The following is a 24673-nucleotide window of genomic DNA, read 5'->3' on the forward strand; positions in this document are numbered from 1 at the left end:
TCTCGGATAGAAACTCAATTGTCGGAATCAGGGTTCAGCCAGGACTCTGCCTGCTGCTGACATGCGATCACCCGCTGGTGTGTCAGCTCCAGTAGTTCTTTTTCTGCACCGCGTTCGCAGTACTCGCGAATTAAGTCTGCGGGAATCGGTTCGCCAAAGACAACCCGGACCGGACGGGGACGCAGAAAGTACGCACCTCTGGGTAATGCACGAAATGCACCTGCGATTCCAATCGGGTAGATGGCGCTGTCCGTGCGTTTCAATAGAGCCAGAAATCCGGGTTTGAAACGCTGGACGGCGCCGTCGGTCGAACGCGTTCCCTCGGGAAAAATACCGACATAATTCCCGCTCTCGATGTTCAGAATCGCGGCACGGAAACTCTGCGAACTCGCAGACCGACGATTAATCGGAATCACAAATTCGTAACGCAGAAACGGTCCCAGAATCGGTATTCGAAACAAAGAATCACGGGCCATAAAGCTGACGGGCCGATTGAGAGGCAGGCCTATCAGCAACGGGTCGAGAAAACTCTGGTGATTACTCACCAGCAGCCCGCCTCCCTCGGCCGGCAGGTTCTCCTTGCCCCGTGACTGATAGCGCAGCCAGATCGCAAAGAGTACCTGCAGGATCCATTGAAACAGAATCCAGGGAAGATTCCTGCGATTTCTACGGGAAGGAGAAACCTGATTCACTTCAGCCAATTTCTCCGCCTCTCAGTCAATCTCTTTAAGTTCCAGCTGTTCGGGGTCGAGTACCACGTGCTTCACCAGTTCCCGTCTCCAGGTGTAGGTGATATGCACTTTGCCGTCCGCTGTCTGGATCACAGCCGGGTAAGAGTATTCCCCCTTCTTGTTTTCCAGTACCAGGCCGGTTTGCCAGTGCTTGCCATCTTCTGAAATCGCGACGTGCAGCGGGCTGCGTCCCTTTTTCGTAGGATTATAGACCAGCAGCGCCCGCCCATCTTTGAGAGTGACTGCATCAGTTCCACTGTTCGGATTAGGCAGCGAAGTCGGCGTGACTTTGCTCCAGGATCGACCGTTGTCGTCGGACCAGGCTTCAACAATCTTCCCCTGACGGCTGCGACAGAGAATCTGCAGCTTATCGCCGTATTGAAGCACGGAAGGCTGGATGGCACCAATTTCACGTCCGTCGTTCAAAGGACCAGTGCGATGCCAGGTTTTCCCCAGATCGGGCGTCCATTCCATCTGCAACTGCCAGCCATTGTGTTCGGTACTCGCCGGGCAGAGCAATGTGCCATCCGACAGCAGGAACGGTTTATTCTTGACCGGTCCGACAAAGCCATCGGGCAGACGCTGGGCTTTGCTCCAGGTCTTACCATTATCGTGAGATATCTTGAGCATGCCCCACCATTCACTCGGATTAGGGCCGACCTTATAAAACAGCAACAGTGTGCCGGGCTTCGTCTGAAACAGAACCGGGTTCCAGCACGGCCAGCGTTTCGATTCATCTTTCACCCCATCCGCAACGCTGACAGGAGCCGACCAACCATCCCCGGTATTTCGAGACAGCCAGATTTCGACGTCCGGATTCTTCTCGGCCGTTCCACCAAAAAAGGCACAAACCATGCCTTCAGGAGTCTCAGCAATCGTCGAAGCATGGCACGACGGAAACGGTGCCTGGTCGTAGATGAATTCCTGCATGACAAGCCCCGGCTGATCGGGAGTGGTTTTTTCCGGCCCTTTTCCAAACGATTGAGTCTGGCTCACAACACAGACAGTCAGAGCAGACAGCAGACATGCCGACAGTTTCATAATTGGTAAGCGTCTCATAGTGGTACCTTCTTCACCAGGGGGCAGCAGTTTGAGATGGGAATACAGAGTTCTCTGTTCAGAGTATCATTCATTGTAGAAAAGTGGAATTAGAACGAAATTCTAATCTTCGTAAAACGGAAAATAGTGACGGATTTCATCGTAAGTCTGGAAATAATGGTGGTTTTCAGGCTTGAGTTTTAGTACCCGATACATCTCGCGGGCGAATTGTTTTTTACGATCAACATCGATACGATGGCTCATTACCAATTGAGGCATTTCCAGCAGGAAAACCGCCTCTTTCCAACTCATCTCGGATCTTTCTGCCGACTCCAATTGTGTTTTTCCGACAGATGAGCTCCCTTGAAAGCAATCGTGCTTAAACAAGCCTGAAGAATTATCAAATAAAAAGGTATTAACTAATGGATGCCGAAGCATTGAAACTAGCGACTCTGTGTCTGCATGGCGGCCAGGAACCCGATAGCGCGACCAACTCCCGCGCCGTTCCCATTTACCAGACAACATCCTACACATTCAACGACACTGATCACGCGGCCAGACTGTTTGGCCTGCAGGAATTCGGAAACATCTACTCCCGCCTGATGAATCCTACCTGTGACGTCCTCGAAAAACGTCTTGCCCTGCTCGAAGGGGGAGCCGGTGCCCTGGCGGTTGCCTCTGGTCAGGCTGCGGAATCTCTGGCAATTCTGAACATCGTCGAATCCGGTCAGAACATTGTTTCTTCCTCCAGTCTGTATGGCGGAACCTACAATCTGTTCCACTACACTTTCCCCAAATTCGGTATTCAGACCAAGTTTGTCGATCAGAGCGATCCCGAAAACTTCAAGAAGGCCATCGACGAGAACACCCGCTGCGTCTATGTCGAAGCCATCGGCAACCCTCGATGTGACATTCCCGATTTCGAAGCCATCGCTGCCATCGCCCACGAAGCAGGTATCCCGCTGATCGTCGATACGACCCTCGCCTCCCCTGCTCTCGTTCGTCCCTTCGAGCATGGAGCCGACATCATTGTGGCTTCCTGTACGAAATTCATTGGCGGTCACGGAACCTCCATCGGCGGTATCATCATCGAAAAGGGTGGCTTCCCCTGGGATAACGGAAAATTCCCCGGCATGACCGAACCCGATCCCAGCTATCATGGTCTTAAATTCTACGAGACCTTTGGTGGCATGAATATCGCCTACGTCCTGAAAATCCGCGTGCAACTGCTGCGGGATCTGGGACCGGCAATGAGTCCGTTCAACGCCTTCCAGTTCCTGCAGGGACTGGAAACGCTGCACCTGCGAATGGAGCGTCACAGTCAGAACGCCATGGCTGTCGCGAAATTCCTGGAAAGTCATCCTAAAGTCTCCTGGGTCAATTATGCCGGACTGGAATCACATCCTTCCTATAAACTGGCTCAAAAATATCTGCCCAAGGGAGCCGGGGCAGTCTTCGGCTTTGGTATTCAGGGAGCAACCCCTGAAGAACAACAGGCCAATGGCGTGAAACTGATTAACAGCGTCAAACTGTTCTCACACCTGGCCAATGTGGGAGACAGTAAATCCTTGATTATCCATCCTTCCAGCACAACGCATCAGCAGTTAACGCCGGAAGAACAGGCCAGCTCCGGCGTCACACCTGATTTCATCAGATTGTCAGTCGGAACCGAAGATCAGGAAGACCTGATCATCGACCTCAAACAGGCTCTGGATCAGATCTGATCCCGGCCCGCTTGACGCGAGTTCAGATTTTATGCAGGAATCGGCTGTGAAATCGCAGCCGGTTCCTGATTTTCAAATAAGTTTATCGATGTTCAACGACCTCTCGGACGATAATTATTAGTATCACCCGAGAGAAGGTGCCGCGCTACTCTTGCCGGATGATTTTCTCCGAACTAGAATAAGCACCACACAAACGCCCTTGTAGCTCAATCGGCAGAGCAACTGACTCTTAATCAGTAGGTTCTAGGTTCGATTCCTAGCGGGGGCACTTTTAAAGCCGTGACTCACAATGAGTTACGGCTTTTTTAATTTGGCTGGTTTGTACCTAAATAAGCCGTTTTCACTGTGTACCTAATTTGCTCGTTTAATTTGCAGGTAACCAGGTCTTATAAAACATAAAGCCGTCAGCGCTCCAGGCAGCCCAGAATTTACTTCTCTTGCCTGCTAAACTGCAAACGTGAACCTTCCTGAATCGCTCTGGGAGCATCTCTGGAGGCTGTCCGAGGACTGACTGATATCATGACAGGAAGTTATTCAGCAATTTGCGTCAATTGGTAATTTGTTTGTCGAATCAGGATGGGGCGAAGCTTACCGATTGTTCATTCTCAACCGCTCGAGCATGAGATTCACTGTTGATTTAACGTAGTCATTCCAGGCCAAGATGATGCGCCAGCTAAAAGGGTCGTTTTTGGTGCATTTGCGAATTGATGAGATTCGTGGAGGATTTAATCACTTAACGGAAGACTCTGTCTGAAGAAACTTGATTAGTTCGATGATATGGTGACCGTCCTCGGCATAGCTGGGCTCACTGGAGGATAGCCTGCCTCCCTTGTTGACTGCTATGCACTTATTGTGAGCGAGAAGGCAAGCATTCTGCCTCTGGATGTCAGCAGTTCTAAAAGCATTGAGGCCGCCGCTGGCCGCTTCGAAGAGATCGCTGACCGCCTGGACGTTCTTATCAACAACGCCGGAATCTATCCTGACGAGGGCAGACCGTCTTGTCCCCTTGTCGCCGCCGGTCAGCTCATTCGTGAGACCGGCGTCTATTCCGCACCCGGGGGGACCGTCGCTCATGTATTGAAACCACGATTTTCCGCTTTTCTGGTACAGGTACACTTAACTTTTTTGGACTGGTAAGCACTTCCGTTTCTCGAACTCACCCCTGGAATTTCTTCTAAGCTCTCAGTTCAGACATTCTGCTTTAATCTTAGAACTCAAAACAAACACTGCCTCTGCCTGTTGACCTCACAACTTTCAGTCCGGTACGATTCGTCTACGCGGCGAAATGGTCTCTCCAATGTAGTGTCAGGCAGCCCCGCATAGTATCTCTTTTAGAGGAACAGGACTTAATATGGCTGAAGGCACGATCAAGGTAGTGATGCAGAAGGGCTTTGGATTTATCGACACCGGAACTGGTAAGGACCTGTTCTTCCACTCGTCGAATCTCGAAGGAATACCATTCGACCAGCTCCAGACTGGTCAGCGAGTGTCTTACACTGAAGGACGTGGCCCCAAAGGGCCGTGTGCTGAAAACGTGAGACCGATCTGACGGAACTGAGAGAAATTCAGTTTTAAATCAACGCAGAATGAACGTGAGCGAACAGGGTCTGCATCTTGAAGGTCCTGCTGAATCCAAGGTTAGCCCGGATTACGTAAACACGAGAATATAACAGACAGATCCTCGCTCTTGCCTGTCAGGCGGCTAACTTCATACGCAACGAAAGCCGCTCTACAATGAAACCTCCGTTCTTCGAGATACTCGCCTATGAACCCACGGATCTCGGAATGTTGTGTCTACGGCGGCGTGAGTTGCTGTGCGAACCAGGAACGATCGTCACCGAAGTCACACTCAACCACGAATTTCTGATGAGCAGTTACCTGACATCTTCCGAGATGGCCCTGTCGGAAATCGCGCTGCAGATGCACCCTGGAGCCAGCCTGCGCGTGCTGATTGGTGGCCTTGGTCTGGGGTATACTTCCTGGACAGCGCTGAACTCTGATCGCGTATCAGAATGCGAGGTGGTCGAGTTTCTACCACAGGTGATCAACTGGCTGGAGCAAGGTATGATTCCGCTGTCTGGAAAGCTGAACGCAGACAAGCGTCTCGCAATCACCCAGAGTGACATCTATCAGCAACTCGCCAGCCCGCCGGACAAGAGGCATGACCTGATTCTCATCGACGTGGATCATTCACCGGATGAGAAACTCGATGATGGGAATGGCCATTTCTACACAGCCGATGGATTGCAGCGGGCAAAGCTCCATCTGGAAGAAAACGGGGTGCTCGGTGTCTGGTCTTACGCAGAGAGTTCCCGGTTTGTCGATGCACTGCACGAGGTGTTCCGCGAAGTTCGGATTGAACCCGTGACTGTTTTCAACAATCTGATCAACGAACAGCAGACCGACTGGCTGTTTTTTGCTCGTGACTAAGTCTACTGCAACCAATTTGATCGACTGTTTCTGAACAAGCCGTGGCCCCCTGCCCTTAAATGAAAATCTAACAGGAATACATATTGTGCCTCTGGTGGAAATTGAACTCTCAATTCAGACTGCAGTCTTGCCCGATGCGATCATTGATTTTCTCAGTGAAGCTGAAGCAAGAATCCGCCATTATCTTGAGAACAGTCCGTGCGCCGCCACAGGTTTCGTCCCGAGTCATTTCGAAAAAGTTTATCACGCCTTGCAAGCAATCACGGACGAAAGCCTTGCCTGCGGAACGTCATTGTGCGAGTGGGGGAGCGGTTTCGGAGTGGTAACGTCGTTAGCTTCAATGCTTGAGCTTATGGCCTGTGGCATTGAGATCGAACAGGATCTGGTAGAAGAATCCCGCAGACTAGCAGATGACTTTGGCCTCCCCGTCGAGTTCGTTCAGGGCAGCTTTATTCCCGCGGGTGCCGCAGCACTTGCTGAGGAAGCCTATACCGACAACAACTCCGTCTTTTCCTGGCTCATCACTGATGCGGAAGAGGGTTATAAAGAACTCCAACGTGGTCTCAACGAGTTTGACATAATTTTTGCCTATCCCTGGCCCGGCGAAGATTATCTATTTACGAGTCTGTTTGAGAAGTATGCCGCCGAGGGGGCACTGTTGCTGACGTACGACTACCCTCAAACAATACGCCTGCTCAGGAAGCAGGGTGAATAGCCAGCGGGTTCGTAGGTTACTCGGGTTTCCCTGCACAATCCCAAAGCATAGATTGACTTTCTGACGTTTGATTTCAAGAAGAAACGGTTCCCCCTGCACTGAATTAATTCACGATCAACATTGAGTTTTCAAAGTGCCTCTCAGTGGATGAGCAAGACTAGAACCACTAAATAAAAATGGAAATTAAAATGTGAATAGTGTGAAAGAAGTTAATTAGATACCACGTACAATGCATGTCGTAATTCTGACATTCTGTCTTGCGTTTAGGAGAAAGAAAATGACAAGTTATCAAACTCGCAAAGGGTTCTGGCATGAGGCCTTTGCTTTGGAAGGGGCGGTTACACTTAAAGTGATTCCCTCGGTACTGATTTTTGGTATTCTTTCAAGTGTTATCTGTGGTGCTGCTTCAATTATGAAGGATCACTTTCAAGTTTCGTTTGAACTTGATATTAGTGTTTTTGGATTCGCTGGAGTAGCTTTGGGAATACTGCTGGTCATTCGATTGAATGCTGGCTACGACCGATGGTGGGAAGCTCGCACGCTCTGGGGAGGCATTGTCAACCAATCTCGCAATCTTATCATTAGTGCGATTACATACGGGCCAGAGAGCAAAACCTGGCGAGATAACATAGTCAGGTGGACGGCAGCCTTTCCGCATGTGGCTCGTCATACTCTGCGCAGTGAGCCTCTTTCGGATGAAGTCATTAATTTGATCGGCCCAGACGCTCCCTGTAATCTCACAGCTTCTGGGCATATGCCAAGCGCCGTGGCGATGCAAATAGGAGAACTGCTTCATACCGCTACAAAGCAAGGGGAATTAGACAGTTTCGCATTTATGCAAATTGATCGAGAACGTGCATTGCTGATCGATCATCTGGGAGCTTGCGAAAGAATTGTGCTGACGCCACTTCCTCAAATTTATTCACTCAAAATCAGGCATTTTATTCTTCTGTTCCTGCTGATACTACCTGTGGCCATGATCCCTCAGTTAAATACAAGCTGGTGGATCCCAATACTCACGATGCTCATCGCCTACCCCCTGTTATCGCTCGACCAGATTGGCGTCGAATTAGAGAATCCGTTTTCGACAGCAAATCATAGCCACCTGCCGCTTAATGATATTTCGACAACGATCGAACGAAACCTGTTGAGTTTCCTGCATCTGAAACAGTGAGATGTCTGATGAGCAGAGGACATCCCTGACAGATCGAGCTTGCAGCTGAAAGTTACATGGTCGCATTACGCACATGAGCACTTCTGGCAAAAATGCGCCTGATCTCAAGATAGATTCTCCGAACTTTGAGATGATCGGATTTAATCGATTCGAAATTCGAATAAAACCCGCTCATATTTCACCTCCCCCTCTTGGTCAACGCCGGGCCGATAAGCTGACGAATCTCTAGCTCTGTCTTACTTACTTATACAATCCCTGTTTATTGCTATTGCCTTCCTGTGCTGTGGAGATACAATAATTGCAGGTGCCAATATTGTACCTGCAATAAAAAGCTATGCAATACCTTAAAACAGAGGATCTGACTGATGCAGAAAGTAAAAATTACAAAGAAGAAATTTCTGGAAGACAGTCAGGGCCGAACTTTCTCAGATGTGTTTAATGAATCTGATGCGCCGTTTGAAGCAGTCCTGAGATTTTTTGAATGTCCGGATCGGCAACGCAGGATGGAAGAATCTGAACTGCATCACGATCGGTCTCCCCTGGCTGGCGTCGTTCGTGAACTTGAAGCCTTACCGGAAGTCGATCAGTTTCTTTCCGGTGTCCATATCCAGCGAAGTATGCGATTCCGCCAGGCCATTGGAGTTCTGGTACGAATCATCATGGAAGCCCACGGATGGGAGAAGACTGGCCGCAAAGGTTCACTAGGGGTCAGATCCCCCAGGAAAACCCGAACCCCCAGACACAATACGGGAGGACTGGCATTCTGGTTTAACCGAGGAGAACGCTATCGCAAAACAGAGGGTATGCCGTTTCTGTCTGTCAAGGAAAAATGTGAGCAGTTCGATAACTGCGTTGATCCTCAAAAACTATCGATGGAAGCGTAGGTAATTCTTCGAAAGAACAATGCCGCTAGAGTACTCTAATGTTGAAACGAGTCACGTGATGAACTACGACATTTGTGTTCACAAGAAATTACATTTTCTGCTTGAACCTGCTGTTAACCAATAGTAATCCTTTCGCTACAACTGCAGTCACCTGCATCGGAATACAGGTACATACAGGAAGAGGAAATGTCCCTAAGTGTATTTGATTTATACATTCCGACAAGTGGGTTCCTCTCAGTTCTCAGGAACTTGAATCGCCGTTCTCCGGGGCAGGAATCTGGCTCAACGGAACTATGAGTCTCATTTTGATCTTGCAGATCAAAAAAATGATGTGGTTGTCAACGGGCTGCATCAGGCTGAATATTATCTGCAGTTCTGGTCCATCAAATTGCTTATAGAGATTTCACACTTGCCTGTTTTGATGCCCTGTTTTAATCAATTGAATTTTGAAAGCCGGCAGGATGAAACTCAATCAACCTTTAACGGAATTGGTACTTGCGCGAAATCTTATGTCGCAGCAGCTCCATTCCCTGTTACCAGCCACTCCCATTCCTGAGGGGATGCATCAGTTACTGACCGGGCCGTATTCTGAAATGCCGATTGTGAACAAGTCAGGCGAGTACTGCGGAATGTTTTCTGAAAAATGTTGTGTAAAAATCATCTCAAACCTGGCGGATTTGATTGACGTCAAACAGCATACTTCTTTTCGGGCTGCTGATGTGATGATTCCCCGTCACAAACTGTTCATGCTGAATCCGGAAGACGATGTCATCTCAGCAATTTCAGCATTGCTTGAGAAAAAATACACAGGAGCACCAGTGGTTGATTCACAGGGACGCTGTTTGGGAGTGTTCTCAGAAAGAACATGTCTCGGATTCGTGATCGAAGCGATCTACAGTAGAGTACCGTCTGCGAAGGTGCAGGGATTTACCGACGCGGACAGTAATCGACTAATTGATTCGGAAACCAGTCTCCATAAGATTACAAGCATCTTTGATGAGACTTTCTATGGTCGTCTGCCTGTCATACAGAACGATAAAATCGCCGGACAGGTTTCCAGACGAGACGTGCTCAAGCACTCCACAATTCTTTCCAACATCATGCAATCTCGGCTGAATGCACCTCATATCGATGACGGAATACCTGAGGCAAGGACTGCGTCTTATTTAAAAGCACACGACACATTCCTGGATCGGCCTGTCTCGGTATTCATCGAAGAGAATTCTAATACGATCGGCCCTGAAATGAGTCTGCTCTCAGTCGCGCAACTGTTTTTTGATTCACCACATCGTCGTTTCCCGGTTATCGAAGCAGGGAATCTCATTGGCCTGGTGAATCGATGTGATGTATTGTGTTCTGCAATCAAACTTTTCAAGTAATGTACCTTTAAATAAGTGGATTTACGGTTCCGCTGGAATGACATCAGGCTATAGACGACATGCTTTCTCCCAATACTAATCCGATCGATCAACTGAACTTGAATGAAAATTTAATTCAGCAGATCAGTTCGTGTGTGCAAAATCGTTTAGGATATTTAATTGATGGCTTTCGGATCGACGAATGTACGACTGGTGTGACTCTCTGGGGACGTGTCAGCACGTATTACAGTAAACAACAGGTCCAGGAAGTTGTTAAGAAACAATGTGGTATCACCATTGTTATCAATAACATTGAAGTTGACCTGCCAGAGACTGGCTGCGTTAGCTGCAGGGAGAGCTTTATATGAATTATTCCCCACTCACCATGACAGCTCAAGTGGCTCATACGGTACGCGACTTTCAACAACAGCGCACTGGCCATACTCCCAAATCCGTAACAGTAGTTCTCAGTGAAGGGGTGATGGTGGTCACGCTACATGAGGCACTGACTCCGGCAGAACTCATTCTCTGTCAGACTGACAAAGGTTTGGCCGACTTACGGGACTTTCATCGTGATTTGATCCGGGGCTCGCTCGGACCTCTGGGAACAGAAATCGAACGAATCGCCGGAGTTGCCCTGCAAGAAGTGGTAGCGGACATTGAACCGGCAACGGGTGATATCGTCCATATTTTTACTACAGGAACTCTGTTGCAAGTGTTTAAGCTCACAGGTGGATTGTCCGGGGAAACATGGAGCGGAAGTGAAAGTGATTCAGCATGAACAATTTCTGGTTTCTGGTGATCGCAATCACTATCGCAAGTGTTCTGTTTTTTGCTGGAATGAGATATTTCTCATTGTGGCTACAAGCCTATGTCACGGGAACTCGCATTCGCCTGTTGTCTCTGATCATGATGTCTCTAAGAAAAGTCGACCCACGAGTCATTGTCCAGGTCAAAATCATGGCCGTTCAGGTGGGGCTCTCCGATATTTCGACTGACGCACTGGAAGCACAATATCTGGCAGGGGGAGACGTACGTCGCATTACACTTGCCTTGATTGCGGCTCAACGCGCTCAGATTGAGCTTGACTGGGATACCGCAGCTGCCATCGATCTGGCGGGACGCGATATCCTGGAAGCAGTTCGAGTCAGCGTAAATCCCAAAGTGATCTACTGTCCCCAGGAGATCGTTGGAGTCCGCAGCACACTGGACGGCGTTTCCAAAGACGGCATTCAACTGAATGTTCGAGCGCTGGTGACTGTCCGGACCAATCTCACCCAACTCATCGGCGGTGCCGCGGAATCGACCGTGATTGCGCGAGTTGGTGAAGGAATCGTTTCCGCGATCGGTGCCTGTGACAGTTATCATGAGGCGCTGGCCGATCCGACATTGATCTCTCGAAAAGTCATCGCTAAAGGCCTGGATTCACAGACGTCATTCAGAATTATCTCCATTGATATCGCTTCCATAGAAGTAGGCAGGAACATTGGAGCTCAGTTGCGAATCACACAGGCCAATGCCGATGTTAATGTCGCTCGTGCAGAAGCAGAAGGACGGCGGGCAATGGCAGTGGCCCGGGAACAGGAAATGGTGGCCCTTACTCAAGAGAACCAGGCCCTGGTTGTGCTGGCAGAGGCGCAAATACCACTCGCCATGGCTGATACATTCCGGGCAGGTCTACTGTATTCAAAACCATTACAGGAGCGAGGCCGGACACAGAAAGTCGATCTGACAAAGGACACCAAACAGGACAGAAAATCGAGTTTTGCTCCCGCTCTCAAATACTATTCGTTTCGAAATCAGAAAAACATTGGGTAAGTTGCTCTGTGATCATTTTCACTGACCTGCACATCTGAAAAATGTGGTAGATCACATTTTCAAAAGTCAGATCAATTCACAGTCTTACTGTCGAGGCTGTAACACATGACCGAGAACATCCCAATTGACGATATGTATTTCCGTGTTGTTAAAGTTCATACCTTTGCAGGTTCACAGTCTTTGACAAATGCAACAGGGTTCTTTTTTCTGCATGACTGTTTTCTTTATCTGATCACATCACGTCATGTAGTAATCACCCCTTATCCGATCCCCCTCTTTAAGGAGCCTCTGCCCGCTTTATTCTCAAGACAGCGAACAGATTCCGTTCAATCTTCGCCGATAGGTCATTAAGCGGTAAATGACTAAGGTTACTTGACAAGAATGGATTCTCAAGTTCTACACCGATCTGATCCAGAGTTAGTAGTGGGTATGCGACGAACATGGTGATGACCGGGACGAGCCAGCCCTCATCAACCTGATCGACAAGTGCTATTGGAAGCATTATGAGAAACAAAAGGATGAAACGCCGGATGGTGATGGAATATATCCGTGGTAACGGAGTCGTCAAGATTCGTTCACATGCCCCGATATGGTTGAGTAGCAAGCCCCGCTCTCGGTCGATTTGTAAGTAGAAGAATTTGTCCATATCAAATCGTTCAGTAGCCTCCCGTAGTAACTCTCCGATCCGCAATGCTACATAACTCGGCATGTGGTCTGCTGCGGTTAACTGCTTTGCATTCTCAATGCCAATGAGATTGTCAAGTTCAGCAAACGGAGCTTCATTTCGAAGACTGTGGTGAGCAGCATGTGGAAAAACTGCAGTCCACCGAACCAAGTTGTCTCGCCATTCCGGGTCATTCGGTCCGTAAGCCATTGCACTGACTACGAGATTGCGTGACTGATTGACAATGCCTCCCCATATAGTACGAGCTTCCCACCAGCGGTCATAACCTGCGTTCAAGCGAATAACGAGGAGAATCCCCAAGACCGCTCCAGCAATACCAAAGAGACTGATATCAAGATTAAAGGAAAAGCCGGACAACCTCCGTATGAGCCAAACAATCCCACAGACAGCAATGGCAAGCAAACCACAGAATAATATGGACGGTATGACTTGAACGGTAACAGAACCTTGAAGAGCTATCGCCTCCCTCCAGAATCCTTTTCGGGTTTGATAGCTTGGTTTATTGAAGGGCTGTGACTTTATGTTTGATGACATGCTTGGGCCTTCCGGAAAAGCAAATACTTCAGTGCTGCGGGTGGGCACACCACAACCTTTGGATGATAACAATACCGGGCGGGCGCTGATAGGTTGTGCAATAAACGAATTTTTCACCCAATGTTTCAGCGGCGTGATGACGGATACGGAGATGATTTCTCCGATTTTGGCTATCGTCATTGGTTTGGGAGCCATCGGCCGTCAGATGGTCCTGCAACTAGCGACGATTGGGGCATCGCAGATTCAGCTTGTAGATTTTGATACGGTCGAGTTGACCAATATTACGACTCAGGGATATCGGAGACAGGAACTGGGTCAGGTGAAAGTAGAAGCAACAGCCGGATCAATTCAGAAGCTTGATGAATTGACTCAGGTGGAGACGATTCCAGATCGGCTTCGTCCGTCTACGTGTGTGACCGATTTTTTCCCGGTCAGCATTATGAATAATCATTTTGCACGAGCCCCTACCATCGCAAATCGCATGACTGACAGCCATGCTTACATCAGGATTACACGTTTGTCAGGAAACCAATGATTTAACAGGCTGCGTCTTGCCAGTATTTTAAGAAAAAGTCATTATGTAAAAAGAGCGGTGACGGACATAATGGCATATCTATAAAAAAACGATTCCAGGGCCGGATCACAAACCGCTAATGTAACTTGAGCAAGCAACCCGTTCCATCAGGGTGAAATCATGAGTGAATACTCTTTTCCCAGAGATTTGCTGGATAGCATTAAGACACGCTGGCAAAACATTCCTGATGAACAATTCTCATTGCCTGAAGACACAATTCTCAGTCGGCTCCTAGAGACTTGTTATCATGCATCGTTTCGTACCAGCGAGCAGAGACTTGTCCAGTGTGTCGTGGCATATGTTTCCATTGACGATCTTCCGCAAGAAGCTTTACGGCTCACTGAGCTTGTGCAAATGACGGATTCTGAACTTGTCCGCCTGTCACCGGTAACACAACATCGTCAGACCGTTATTGGTTGTTATCAAGTGGATGAATGGCTTGGTATTTGGGGATTCTTCGAACATGGCCAGGCGTGGGTACGACACTCAGCAGGTGACCCGCCAGCGGTACCAATGCAACCAGGTGATTATCCACCTGACTGTTTGATGATCACAATAGAAGGGCCAGGTGCATTGACAGTATCCCAGGGACGAACAGGCCTGGTGCGTTTACGAAACGGCAGAGTGATTTTTCCGCAGGTGAATCTGCTCCAGACCACAGGAAATCCACTGGGTGATTTCTTTTTTCAATTAGTGAATCGTTTTTTGACTCGAGATCAGTATCAGGAATTAGCAGGAAACGCCGATGAGACTGAGGGACAATTCTCATTGCAGAATATTTATACAACTTCTATCCTGGCCATACTGGAGCGAATCCGCTTGAAACGACACGGAGGGAGCGTAGTCATCGCACCAGTCTCATTTGACCAGCAACTCGCTCATATTACTTATACTGTCTCTGAACATACTGGATTGTTCGATGAAATTGTTGCCTATAAATATCTTGTGAATCAGTTACGTGATCTTGATACAGATTCAGAGTCTTCTGCCGAAGTTCATAGCAGTCAAATTGAACTGGGGCTCAGACGGGCGAGCCAGCAGTTAATTCGCGGGATTAGTCAAATCAGCCTGTTAGCGGCTGTAGATGGCGCGGTCATCCTTGATGATCACTTGCGGGTTCAAGGGTTTGGAGTGCGGTTTCCTGTTTTACTACCACCAGGTTCAAGAATAGTAGATGCACTTTCCGGCCGAAAGTACTCGTGCGACCAATGGGGATTACGCCACCAGTCAGTATTTTCGTTCTGTCATAAATGTGAACAGGCTATCGGATTAATTGTGTCTCAAGACGGCGAAGTCAAAGCCGTTAAGGCTGAGCAAGGTCAGCTTTATTTCTGGGATGGGATTCTCAATTAAATTGACAGGTAGATCTATAGCGAGCAACTTGCCTCTACAAAGAGTTTCTGCGGGTGACCTGACAAGAGTCAACTAGAAACATATCTGCAAAGTTCAGAAACGTTCCCAGTCAAAGAGTACGTACCTGATTGCTTATTTACCGGTACCGCTCTATAATCGAACGATTCCCCCTTACTCCAGGAGATGGAGCAGGGCTTTAGGAGGCTTAATGCATGTTCCAGATCTCTGGCAAAAACTGTCTCGGTTGATTTTCTTCTGGCAGTTTCGCCAACAGGAACCTCCGCTTATTCATCCCGTCGACGAAACGCCGCTTCGCGCCGAACTTTTTAGTATAGACCAGCTCGAACGCCATGCGAAAATCATCGCCGGATTACACAGTCTGGCAGTTGGCAGGGCGCGTGACGAACTACTACCGCGACTCGATGAGAATCATCGAATCTTAAATGAGACATACGATCTTGTTACAGCCGCCGCCGATCAAAACCGCCGGATCGAACCGGCGGCTGAATGGTTACTCGACAATTTCTATCTGATCGAAGAGCAGATTCGAGCTATCCGACGTCTGCTGCCACCGTCTTACAGTCGGGAATTGCCGCGTCTGGTAAGTGGCACCGCTGTCAGTTTTCCTCGAATTTACGCTATCGCTCTCGAATTGATCTCTCACGTCGACGGCCGAGTTGATGCCGACAGTCTCACCAGCTTTATTGCTTCTTACCAATCAGTCGAGACGCTCAAGCTGGGTGAATTATGGGCATTACCATTGATGCTGCGACTGGCGTTGATCGAAAATCTTCGACGCGTTTCTGTACGGATCGCTTCTGCCCGGCGTGATCGGGATCTGGCAAACGACTGGGCCGACCGTATGGTAAAAGTCGTTGAGCAGAAACCCACGGACCTGATCCTTGTTCTAGCCGACATGGCGCGCACCAACCCGCCACTATCTGGGGCATTCCTGGCTGAGTTAACACGTCATTTACAGGGGCAAAATCCGAATTTTGCCTTTGCCAACAGCTGGCTCGAACACCGTCTGGCTGATCAGTTATTAACCATCGAGCAAGTCGTACATTCCGAGGGACAGACTCAGGCAGCCGATCAGGTTTCAATCGGCAACAGTATTAACAGCCTGCGATTCCTGAACTCCAATGACTGGCGCCAGTTTGTTGAAAACAACAGCCTGGTGGAGCAGACTCTGGCCAGAGACCCAGCTCAAATTTATTCAAATATGGATTTTGCTACGCGTGATCGCTACAGACGAATGGTGGAAGAGATTTCCCGTCGCAGTCAGTTTACCGAGAATGAGATTGCCCTTAAAGCAGTTCAACTGGCAGAGAATCATAGATGCGGTCAAACCGGAGAGCGTGCAAGCCACGTCGGATATTATCTGATTGATCGCGGCCGTACGAATTTGGAGTCTCTGGCCAAAATGCATCTGACACCTGGAGTGATGCTGGACAAATTGAATCAGAAAGCCCCACTGATCAGCTACCTGTTAACAGTTACCCTGGTCACTCTTTTTGTATCACTACTATTCAAGTCGGTGGCGGAATATTTCACAGTGAACTGGCAGTGGTTTCTGTTATTGGCGATTCCGGTTCTGATCTGTGCTTCTCAGGCAGGAGTAAGCCTGATCAACTGGTTATCGATGCAACTGCTCCGTCCTCATTCGTTGCCTCGCATGGATTATGAACAGGGAATCCCCCCCGAACATCGTACCCTGGTAGCAGTGCCCACAATGTTGACGAGTGTAGCGAGTGTGGAACATTTACTGGAGGGGCTGGAATTACGCTATCTGGCCAATCGCGATCCCTCTTTGCACTATGCTCTGATCACCGATTTCGTTGACGCTGATCTGGAATCTCTGCCTGCTGATGCACACCTTATCAATCTGATGAGAGAAGGTATGCAGCGTCTGCAGGAAAGATACGCACATGATCGTTCCGATATCTTTTATCTCTTTCACCGTTCACGAAAGTGGAATGCCCAGGAAGGGGTTTGGATGGGGCAGGAACGTAAACGCGGTAAGCTGGCTGACTTGAATGCGACATTGCGCGGTGGTGAAAACTGTTTTTCTGAAGTCGTCGGCAATATTGAAATTCTACAAACCGTGCAGTACGTCATTACACTTGATACCGATACGCAGCTGCCTCGTGACGCCGCACGCTTGATGATTGGCACACTGGCGCATCGGCTGAATCAACCTGTGTATGACGTCCAGAAATCGCGTGTGGTTGACGGGCATACGATTCTTCAACCACGGGTTGGGGTGAGCCTGAATAGAGCGCAACAGTCTCGATTCGTCCAGTTGTATGCCGGTGAAGCGGGAATTGATCCCTACACGCGGGTCGTATCGGATGTTTATCAGGATCTGTTCGGGGAAGGTTCATTTATCGGGAAAGGAATTTACGAGGTGGATTCCTTTGAGCGGTGTTGCAGTAACTTTCCGGAAAATGCGATCCTGAGCCATGATCTGATTGAGGGAGCTTACTGTCGTTCCGCGCTGGTCAGCGATGTAACTTTATATGAAGAGTATCCCTCGCGTTATCTATCGGACATCGGCCGCCGGCATCGCTGGATTCGTGGTGACTGGCAGATCGCCGGCTGGTTGCTTCCCCGGGTTCGAAATCGTGCAGGTCAGTCTGTAAGGAATCCGATCTCTGCCCTTTCCTGGTGGAAGATCTTTGATAATCTGCGTCGCAGCCTGGTTTCGCTGACCATGTTGAGTTTATTGCTCGTGAGCTGGTTCATACTACCTGCCATGGCAGCAAGTACAATGCTGTTCATCGCCTGTGTTGTTTTCCTGCCCACAATGCTGGACTTTGTCACTACGCTGTTTCACAAACCGGTCGACTTACCCTTTCGCATGCATGCGCGAGAGACACTGCAGGCGACGGGACGACCGTTGGGACAGAATATTCTGACTCTCGCGTTTTTACCCTACGAATCGTACATTTGCATTGACGCTATCATGCGTACGCTGGTACGTCTCAGCTGGACAAAACGCCGGCTCCTCGAATGGAAAACGGCAAGTGACTCTGAACGCGGAAATACGGGCAGTCTGAGCAATACCATTTATCAGATGCTGGTCGCCCCAGGAATAGCCGCCAGTACGGCATTGCTACTGTATATCAAAGATCCGGTTATCTTCACCTGGGCAGCTCCCTGGCTGGCGGCCTGGTTTGCATCACCAGTCATTGCCTGGTGGCTCAGTCGACCGATAATCAGGCGAAAAATTCATTTTTCACAATCAGAACAACACTTTCTGGAAAATCTATCCCGAAAAACCTGGCGCTACTTTGAGGAATATGTCACTAAAGAAGACCACTGGTTGCCACCAGACAATATTCAGCAGAATCCTGATCTGGTAATTGCAACGCGTACCAGCCCAACGAATATTGGTATGGCATTACTCTCCAATCTGGCTGCCTATGACTTTGGCTATTGTTCTGCAGCTCAGTTTCTCACTCGTACCAGAAATACTTTTAAGACTCTTGATGAGTTGGAACGATATCACGGGCATTTTTATAATTGGTATGACACACGATCACTGAAACCACTGCATCCGCAATATATCTCCATGGTCGACAGTGGTAATTTAGCAGCGAATCTGTTGATACTCGGGAGTGGATGCCAGGAATTGAGCGAGGCGAGTATTCTGCCCAGGCGTATGTTCAAAGGGTTGAGTGACACACTTCGCGTTTTATGCGATGTAGCACGTCGAATCGACGGGAAACTTATTGATGCCCTCTTTTATCGCAAGATTGAGAGGCAGCTTGAAATACTGGATCAGGCACCTGTCACACTACAGGCTGCACATGACCTGTTAGCTGATCTGGAAATGGAAGCAGCTGAACTGTCTGAAACTGCGGACTGTGACGAGGAACTTGCCTGGTGGGCGCGTGCTTATAAGCGATCGTGTCAGGATCATCGAGCTGACCTGTTGCATCTGGCAGTCTGGCTCACTCTGCCTGAGGCCCCTGACGGATTGTTCCAGCCTCAGTCTGATGATCAAAGAGTGGAAATAAATCAATTTGCTTCTGCGCTACAGCACCTCGACAATACGATTGGACTGCGCGACGTAGCCAAACTGCAATACACGGTAGTCCCTCTGATCCAGGTCGTGATTAAAAAGTCAAGTCCTGAGTACACTGACTGGCTTATCCAGTTAGGTGCATCATTAAGCATTGCTGCCGGGCGTTCCGCTGCCAGAATCCGGGGTTTTGAGGAACTGGCGATGCAAAGTCACGACCTCGCCGATATGGATTTTGGCTTACTGTATGATAAGTCGCGTGACTTATTTGCTATTGGCTATAACGTCAGTGAACGACGACTTGATCCCGGTTTCTATGATCTACTCGCCTCCGAGGCGCGTCTGGCCAGTTTTATCGTCATCGCTCAAGGGCATTTCGGCCAGGAACACTGGTTTGCATTGGGGCGTCTGCTGACCAGTGCAGGAAGTCAGCCTGCGCTTCTGAGCTGGAGCGGCTCCATGTTCGAATATCTGATGCCGTTACTGGTCATGCCCAATTATGAGAACACCCTGCTCGATCGTACCTATCATTCCGTTGTGCGCCGACAAATCGAATATGGACGCAAGCTGAAAGTTCCCTGGGGAATATCCGAGTCTGGTTATAACACCTTGGACCAGCATCGAATCTATCAGTATCGGGCGTTTGGTGTTCCCGGATTAGGATTGAAGCGTGGTCTGGCTGAAGATCTCGTGATTGCCCCTTATGCCAGTGTGCTGGCCCTGATGGTCGATGCTAAAGCGGCTTGTGCTAATCTACAACAGTTGGATGCAGATGGTCAGCTGGGAACTTGTGGATTCTACGAGGCCATCGATTATACGCCATCAAGGCTACCTCCCGGCACAACAAGCGCCACTGTAAGACAATTCATGTCTCATCATGAAGGCATGAGCCTGCTGGCATTAGCGTATGTTCTGCTTGATAAACCAATGCAGCGTCGTTTTCTGTCTGACCCCGTGTTACGAGCTGCAGATCAGCTGTTACAGGAACGGGTTCCCCGGGCCATCGCGCCGGTTCTTCCACACAAAAGTGAAACACGGGACGCACCACTTGCTTCACCCGAAGAAACGGGTAGTATGCGCGTGATTTCCAACCCAGCCAGCGCAACCGTTGAAGCCCATTTGCTCTCCAACGGCAGTTATCACGTTACCGTGACAAGTGCAGGAGGAGGTTTCAGTAGATGGCATGATCTGGCAGTGACTCGCTGGCGCGAAGATGCAACTCGGGACAACTACGGGAGCTTCTGTTATCTGCGCGACGTGAGCAGTGGTTCGACCTGGTCTAATACCTGGCAGCCTATAACCAGTCCGGCCAAAGGATATGAAGCGATCTTTACACAGGCACGAGCTGAATTTCGCCGTTCTGATGAAAAGATCGAAACGTATACCCAGATCAGTGTTTCGCCAGAGGATGATATCGAGCTGCGGCGTATTACTTTGACCAATCGTTCTGAAAAGCCGCGTCAGATCGATCTAACCAGCTATGCGGAAGTCGTATTGGCCACTCAACCCCAGGCTGAAGCCCATCCGGCATTCAGCAATCTGTTTGTGCAGACGGAAATCGTTCAGCGCCACCAGGCCATTTATTGCACGCGACGTCCTCGCTCCCTTGAGGAACATCCCCCCTGGATGACACATATGATGACCGTCAGAGGTGTCACCACTGGAACGCCTTCTTACGAGACAGATCGGATGAAATTTATCGGTCGTCAGCGGACACTTGCATCGCCAGCCGCTTTAGATGACTTTACTCCACTTTCGAATAGTGCCGGGCCTGTGCTTGACCCGATCGTGAGTATCCGGCAAACGGTATTATTAGCGCCCAGCGAAACGGTGCGCATTGACATTGTAACTGGTGTCTCTGAGTCGCGAACAGGCGTTGAAGCTCTGTCCGAAAAATACAGTGATCATAGTCTGGCCGACCGTGTATTTGATCTTGCCTGGACTCATGGGCACATTCTACTACAACAGCTGAGTGCTTCGGAAATGGATGCGCAGGTTTATGGCCGACTATCCAGTTCGATCCTATATGCTTCATCTCTCCGGCGTGCCAATAAGAGCATTCTCAGCCTCAATCGGCAGGGGCAATCCGGTCTCTGGGCATACGGGATCTCGGGAGACCTGCCCATTGTTCTGGTCCGTATTCGCACTCATGAAAGGATCGAGCTTGTCAGGCAGGCTGTAAAAGCACATGCTTACTGGCGACTGAAAGGACTGGCTGTCGATCTGGTCATCTGGAACGAAGATGATTCGGTATATCGACAAAGTCTGCAAGACGAAATCGCCGACCTGATAGCGGCCAGTCCTGAAGCAGGGTTTTGTGATAAACCGGGAGGCATCTTTATCCGCAGAGTCGAACAAATGTCAGAGGAAGACCGCATCTTACTGCAGTCAGTAGCGCGCATCATTTTGACAGACGACAGAGGCACACTTCAGGATCAGGCCGAACGTTTCGTGCGAACTGAAGTCCCGATTCCTCATCTGGTTCCCATTCGGAGTTCGACGACACCACTAATTCCTGGAAACCATCCGCAATATGATCTGGCGTATTTTAATGGCCTGGGAGGGTTCAGCCAGGACGGTCGCGAATATGTGACAATTCTGCCTGCTGGAAAGACAACGCCTGCTCCCTGGGTGAACGTGATTGCGAATTCACAGTTGGGAACCGTTGTCTCTGAAGGGGGCAGTGCCTATACCTGGTCAGAAAACAGTCATGAATTCCGACTTACTCCCTGGCATAATGATCCAGTATCCGATCTTAGTGGAGAAGCCATCTACATTCGTGATGAAGAAACTGGGCATTTCTGGTCCCCCTCTCCTCTCCCGGCACGCGGACAGCATACTTACATAACACGTCATGGTTTTGGTTACAGTATTTTTGATTATACCGAAGACGGATTAACAACAGAGCTGTGTGTTTATGTGGCCACCGATGCACCGGTCAAATTCTGTAAGCTTAAAATCACGAATCGCTCCGGACGTCCAAGACAACTGTCAGTGACAGGCTTCTGGGAACTGGTATTAGGGGATTCACGCAGCAAATCGGCAATGCACATCGTGACAGAAAAAGATCCGATGAGCGATGCGATTCTGGCACGAAATGTCTATAGCCCGGAATTTAGTGATCGGGTTGCCTTTTTTAATTGCAGTGAAATGAATCATTCATTTACCGCAGATCGTACCGAATTCCTGGGACGCAATGGAAATCTCGCTAAGCCTCTTGCCATGCAGCGTGTGCGTCTCTCTGGTCGCGTGGGAGCTGGCTTTGACCCGTGTGCTGCAATTCAGACGCCGTTGCAACTGGCGGATGGTCAGGAGCGGATTATTACTTTCACAAGCGGTGCTGCTTGTGGAACCGCAGAGACGAAGACGCTGGCACAAAGGTACCGGACGGTTGAAAGTGCCGATCAAGCGATCGAAGGTGTGTGGGATTACTGGAGTCGAACCCTGGGGGTTATCCATCTGGAAACACCTGATCCATCGGTTAATTTCCTGGCAAATGGCTGGCTCGTTTATCAGACCTTAGCCTGTCGCATGTGGGCTCGCTCTGGATTTTATCAATCGGGAGGCGCTTTCGGCTTTCGAGATCAACTGCAGGACGCGATGGCCCTGGTATATTCCCAGCCACAGCTTCTCAGAGAGCATCTATTACGTGCTGCTGCGCATCAGTTTCAGGAAGGAGATGTGCAACACTGGTGGCATCCCCCTGTGGGCCGAGGCGTGCGGACTCATTTCTCCGACGATTATCTGTGGTTACCACTGGCAATCTGTCGCTACGTGAAAATCACAGGGGACACTGGAATTCTCACAGAAAGCGTGCCTTTTCTCACTTCACGCCCCTTACGCGAAGACGAAGAGTCCAACTACGATTTACCGGAAACATCTGATGAAATTGGGACACTTTTTGAGCATGGTATTCGAGCTGTCGAAAATGGCTTGCGTTTCGGTGAGCATGGCTTGCCCCTGATGGGCTGTGGTGACTGGAATGATGGCATGAATCTGGTCGGCGCAGCAGGACAGGGAGAAAGTGTCTGGCTGGGCTTCTTTCTGTATCACGTTCTCATCCAGTTTTCAGGGCTCGCTCAAAAATTGGGAGAGGAAGCCCTTGCAGACCGCTACACAGCGGAAGCAGAACGGCTACACGATAATATCGAGCTGCACGGCTGGGATGGCGAATGGTATCGCCGCGCCTATTTCGATGACGGCACGCCGCTGGGATCGTCTGCGAATGAAGAATGTCAGATCGATGCCATCGCACAGAGCTGGTCGATTCTGTCTGGTGCCGGTTCGGAAAACCGAACGACGGTTGCCATGCAAAGCGTTGATCGCCGACTGATTGACGACAACGATCGATTGATCCGGTTACTGGATCCTCCCTTTGACAAGTCAGACCTCAACCCGGGATATATCAAAGGTTATGTTCCCGGCGTACGGGAAAATGGTGGTCAATACACGCACAGTGCCATCTGGACTGTCATGGCGACAGCTGCAATGGGAGACAGCAGGCGTGCCTGGGAACTTTTTTCACTCATCAATCCAGTATCCCATGGATCGACACCGGATGAGATTTCAGTCTATCGCGTTGAACCGTACGTCGTAGCTGCAGACGTTTATGGAGTGGAACCCCATACCGGACGAGGTGGCTGGACGTGGTATACGGGATCTGCCGGCTGGATGTACCGCCTGATTGTAGAATCCCTGTTGGGGCTGGAACTGGAAGTGGATCGACTACGGATAACTCCCCACCTGCCTGCCGACTGGGCCACTTTTAAAATGCATTATCGCTATCGCGAAACCTTCTATCATATCACCATTCACAACAACGGCTCCGACACAGAAGCCAGCCTGATGACTTTGGATGGTACCGAGTTGCCAGATCTTATCATTCCCCTTGTCGACGACCACCTGGACCATGAAGTACTTATTACGACCATTGCAGGCAAGTTTGACAGCAATATTTATCTGAGTTAGTGCCAGTAATAATTCACAAAAGAGATTCTCTCTCTTCAGAAATTTATTGATCTTTCCCGTGTCTAATCAGGCATTTTAACGGTAGAGGAATTTTTAGCCCCCCTGTCCAGATTTACTGTAGTGTCTCTAAGATCATTTGGACCGAGTATATTAGTTTGAAACACGCTACGGAAAAATGCGACGCGCTCTGGAATATGTTGATATCGGTCTTTCTCGGAATGTTGTCCCAGGACTGTTTCCCAAATCATTGTTTCCCATCTTTCGCTATCCCCAGCAACGACAAACAGCCCAGAGCCAGGATGCTACCTGCACTCCACCAACCACAACGACTCTTAATCAGTAAGTTCTAGGTTCGATTCCTGGACGGATGCTTGTAAGGCCTAGGCTCATAACGGGTTATGGCATTTTTTTAGGTCTGGCTGATTTGTACCTAAATCGGCCGTTTTCAAAGTGTACCTAATTTGCTCTTTTAATTTGCAGGTAAGCAGGTCTTAGAAAACATAAAGCCGTCAGCGCTCCAGGCCGCTCAGAATCGCTTTTCTCGGCCTAGAAATTCCTGACGAGAAGAAGTACATCTCCAATGCTAGAGCGCGTCACAGATAACCGTAGCGGTAGCCACAGTGTGTAATGTAGTTCCTGCTTTCTGTGCTGGTGATCTGA

At 49.3% G+C, this 24673-nt stretch carries 17 protein-coding genes and 1 tRNA gene; 14 read left to right on the top strand and 4 right to left on the bottom strand.

Translation table 11 applies throughout. From position 1 onward, the window contains the following. Positions 1 to 14 precede the first annotated feature (14 nt). From ACN0YN_RS29625 to ACN0YN_RS29635, 3 genes are all read right to left on the bottom strand, one after another. The gene (locus ACN0YN_RS29625) at positions 15 to 692 is read right to left on the bottom strand and encodes a lysophospholipid acyltransferase family protein (RefSeq protein WP_417388512.1); all 678 of its coding nucleotides are present in this window, start codon (positions 690 to 692) and stop codon (positions 15 to 17) included. A 21-nt stretch (positions 693 to 713) separates the two neighbouring features. Then, positions 714 to 1790 (bottom strand): sialidase family protein, encoded by a 1077-nt coding sequence (locus ACN0YN_RS29630; RefSeq protein ID WP_417388497.1) that lies wholly within the window; start codon positions 1788 to 1790, stop codon positions 714 to 716. Positions 1791 to 1892: 102 nt separating this feature from the next. Next, positions 1893 to 2081, bottom strand: a complete 189-nt coding sequence (locus tag ACN0YN_RS29635; RefSeq protein WP_417388498.1) for a hypothetical protein — start codon at positions 2079 to 2081, stop codon at positions 1893 to 1895. A 110-nt stretch (positions 2082 to 2191) separates the two neighbouring features. On the opposite strand from ACN0YN_RS29635, the gene ACN0YN_RS29640 reads away from it, so the two are divergent. The 11 genes from ACN0YN_RS29640 (at position 2192) to floA (ending at position 11872) form a co-directional block, all read left to right on the top strand. Then, entirely contained in the window at positions 2192 to 3493 is a 1302-nt protein-coding gene (locus ACN0YN_RS29640) for an O-acetylhomoserine aminocarboxypropyltransferase/cysteine synthase family protein (protein ID WP_417388499.1), read from the top strand. Between the two features lie 195 nt (positions 3494 to 3688). Further along, positions 3689 to 3761, top strand: a tRNA-Lys gene (locus ACN0YN_RS29645). 584 nt (positions 3762 to 4345) lie between these two features. Next, positions 4346 to 4630 (top strand): SDR family NAD(P)-dependent oxidoreductase, encoded by a 285-nt coding sequence (locus ACN0YN_RS29650; RefSeq protein ID WP_417388500.1) that lies wholly within the window; start codon positions 4346 to 4348, stop codon positions 4628 to 4630. A gap of 214 nt (positions 4631 to 4844) precedes the next feature. Further along, positions 4845 to 5042: a cold-shock protein gene (locus ACN0YN_RS29655; protein WP_145185730.1), complete on the top strand. Its 198-nt coding sequence runs from the start codon at positions 4845 to 4847 to the stop codon at positions 5040 to 5042. A 236-nt stretch (positions 5043 to 5278) separates the two neighbouring features. Further along, positions 5279 to 5923: a spermidine synthase gene (locus ACN0YN_RS29660; protein WP_417388501.1), complete on the top strand. Its 645-nt coding sequence runs from the start codon at positions 5279 to 5281 to the stop codon at positions 5921 to 5923. 85 nt (positions 5924 to 6008) lie between these two features. Then, the gene (locus tag ACN0YN_RS29665; protein ID WP_417388502.1) at positions 6009 to 6638 is read left to right on the top strand and encodes a class I SAM-dependent methyltransferase; all 630 of its coding nucleotides are present in this window, start codon (positions 6009 to 6011) and stop codon (positions 6636 to 6638) included. A 277-nt stretch (positions 6639 to 6915) separates the two neighbouring features. Then, the gene (locus ACN0YN_RS29670) at positions 6916 to 7812 is read left to right on the top strand and encodes a bestrophin family protein (protein ID WP_417388503.1); all 897 of its coding nucleotides are present in this window, start codon (positions 6916 to 6918) and stop codon (positions 7810 to 7812) included. A gap of 365 nt (positions 7813 to 8177) precedes the next feature. After that, positions 8178 to 8696 (top strand): hypothetical protein, encoded by a 519-nt coding sequence (locus ACN0YN_RS29675; RefSeq protein ID WP_417388504.1) that lies wholly within the window; start codon positions 8178 to 8180, stop codon positions 8694 to 8696. Positions 8697 to 9205: 509 nt separating this feature from the next. Next, on the top strand, positions 9206 to 10075 hold the full coding sequence (locus tag ACN0YN_RS29680) for a CBS domain-containing protein (protein ID WP_417388505.1): 870 nt from the start codon (positions 9206 to 9208) through the stop codon (positions 10073 to 10075). Between the two features lie 343 nt (positions 10076 to 10418). Further along, positions 10419 to 10835 (top strand): Na-translocating system protein MpsC family protein, encoded by a 417-nt coding sequence (locus ACN0YN_RS29685; RefSeq protein WP_417388506.1) that lies wholly within the window; start codon positions 10419 to 10421, stop codon positions 10833 to 10835. Then, a complete protein-coding gene (floA, locus tag ACN0YN_RS29690; protein ID WP_417388507.1) occupies positions 10832 to 11872 on the top strand; it encodes a flotillin-like protein FloA in 1041 nt (346 codons plus the stop codon). Before ACN0YN_RS29685 ends, floA begins: the two co-directional genes overlap by 4 nt. Before the next feature lie 277 nt (positions 11873 to 12149). On the opposite strand, the gene ACN0YN_RS29695 is transcribed toward floA, so the two are convergent. Then, positions 12150 to 13091: a bestrophin family protein gene (locus tag ACN0YN_RS29695; RefSeq protein WP_417388508.1), complete on the bottom strand. Its 942-nt coding sequence runs from the start codon at positions 13089 to 13091 to the stop codon at positions 12150 to 12152. Between ACN0YN_RS29695 and ACN0YN_RS29700 the strand changes: the two genes are divergently transcribed. The 3 genes from ACN0YN_RS29700 to ACN0YN_RS29710 all read left to right on the top strand — a co-directional run bounded on the left by ACN0YN_RS29700 (position 13078) and on the right by ACN0YN_RS29710 (position 24013). Continuing rightward, a complete protein-coding gene (locus ACN0YN_RS29700; RefSeq protein ID WP_417388509.1) occupies positions 13078 to 13626 on the top strand; it encodes a ThiF family adenylyltransferase in 549 nt (182 codons plus the stop codon). The two genes, ACN0YN_RS29695 and ACN0YN_RS29700, sit on opposite strands and share 14 nt — an antisense overlap. A 159-nt stretch (positions 13627 to 13785) precedes the next feature. Then, entirely contained in the window at positions 13786 to 15018 is a 1233-nt protein-coding gene (locus ACN0YN_RS29705; protein ID WP_417388510.1) for a putative sensor domain DACNV-containing protein, read from the top strand. A 208-nt stretch (positions 15019 to 15226) separates the two neighbouring features. Continuing rightward, a complete protein-coding gene (locus ACN0YN_RS29710) occupies positions 15227 to 24013 on the top strand; it encodes a GH36-type glycosyl hydrolase domain-containing protein (RefSeq protein WP_417388511.1) in 8787 nt (2928 codons plus the stop codon). The last annotated feature ends 660 nt before the right edge of the window (positions 24014 to 24673 follow it).

Origin of the sequence: Gimesia sp. (genome assembly GCF_048260065.1) — a bacterium.
Lineage (GTDB): Bacteria > Planctomycetota > Planctomycetia > Planctomycetales > Planctomycetaceae > Gimesia.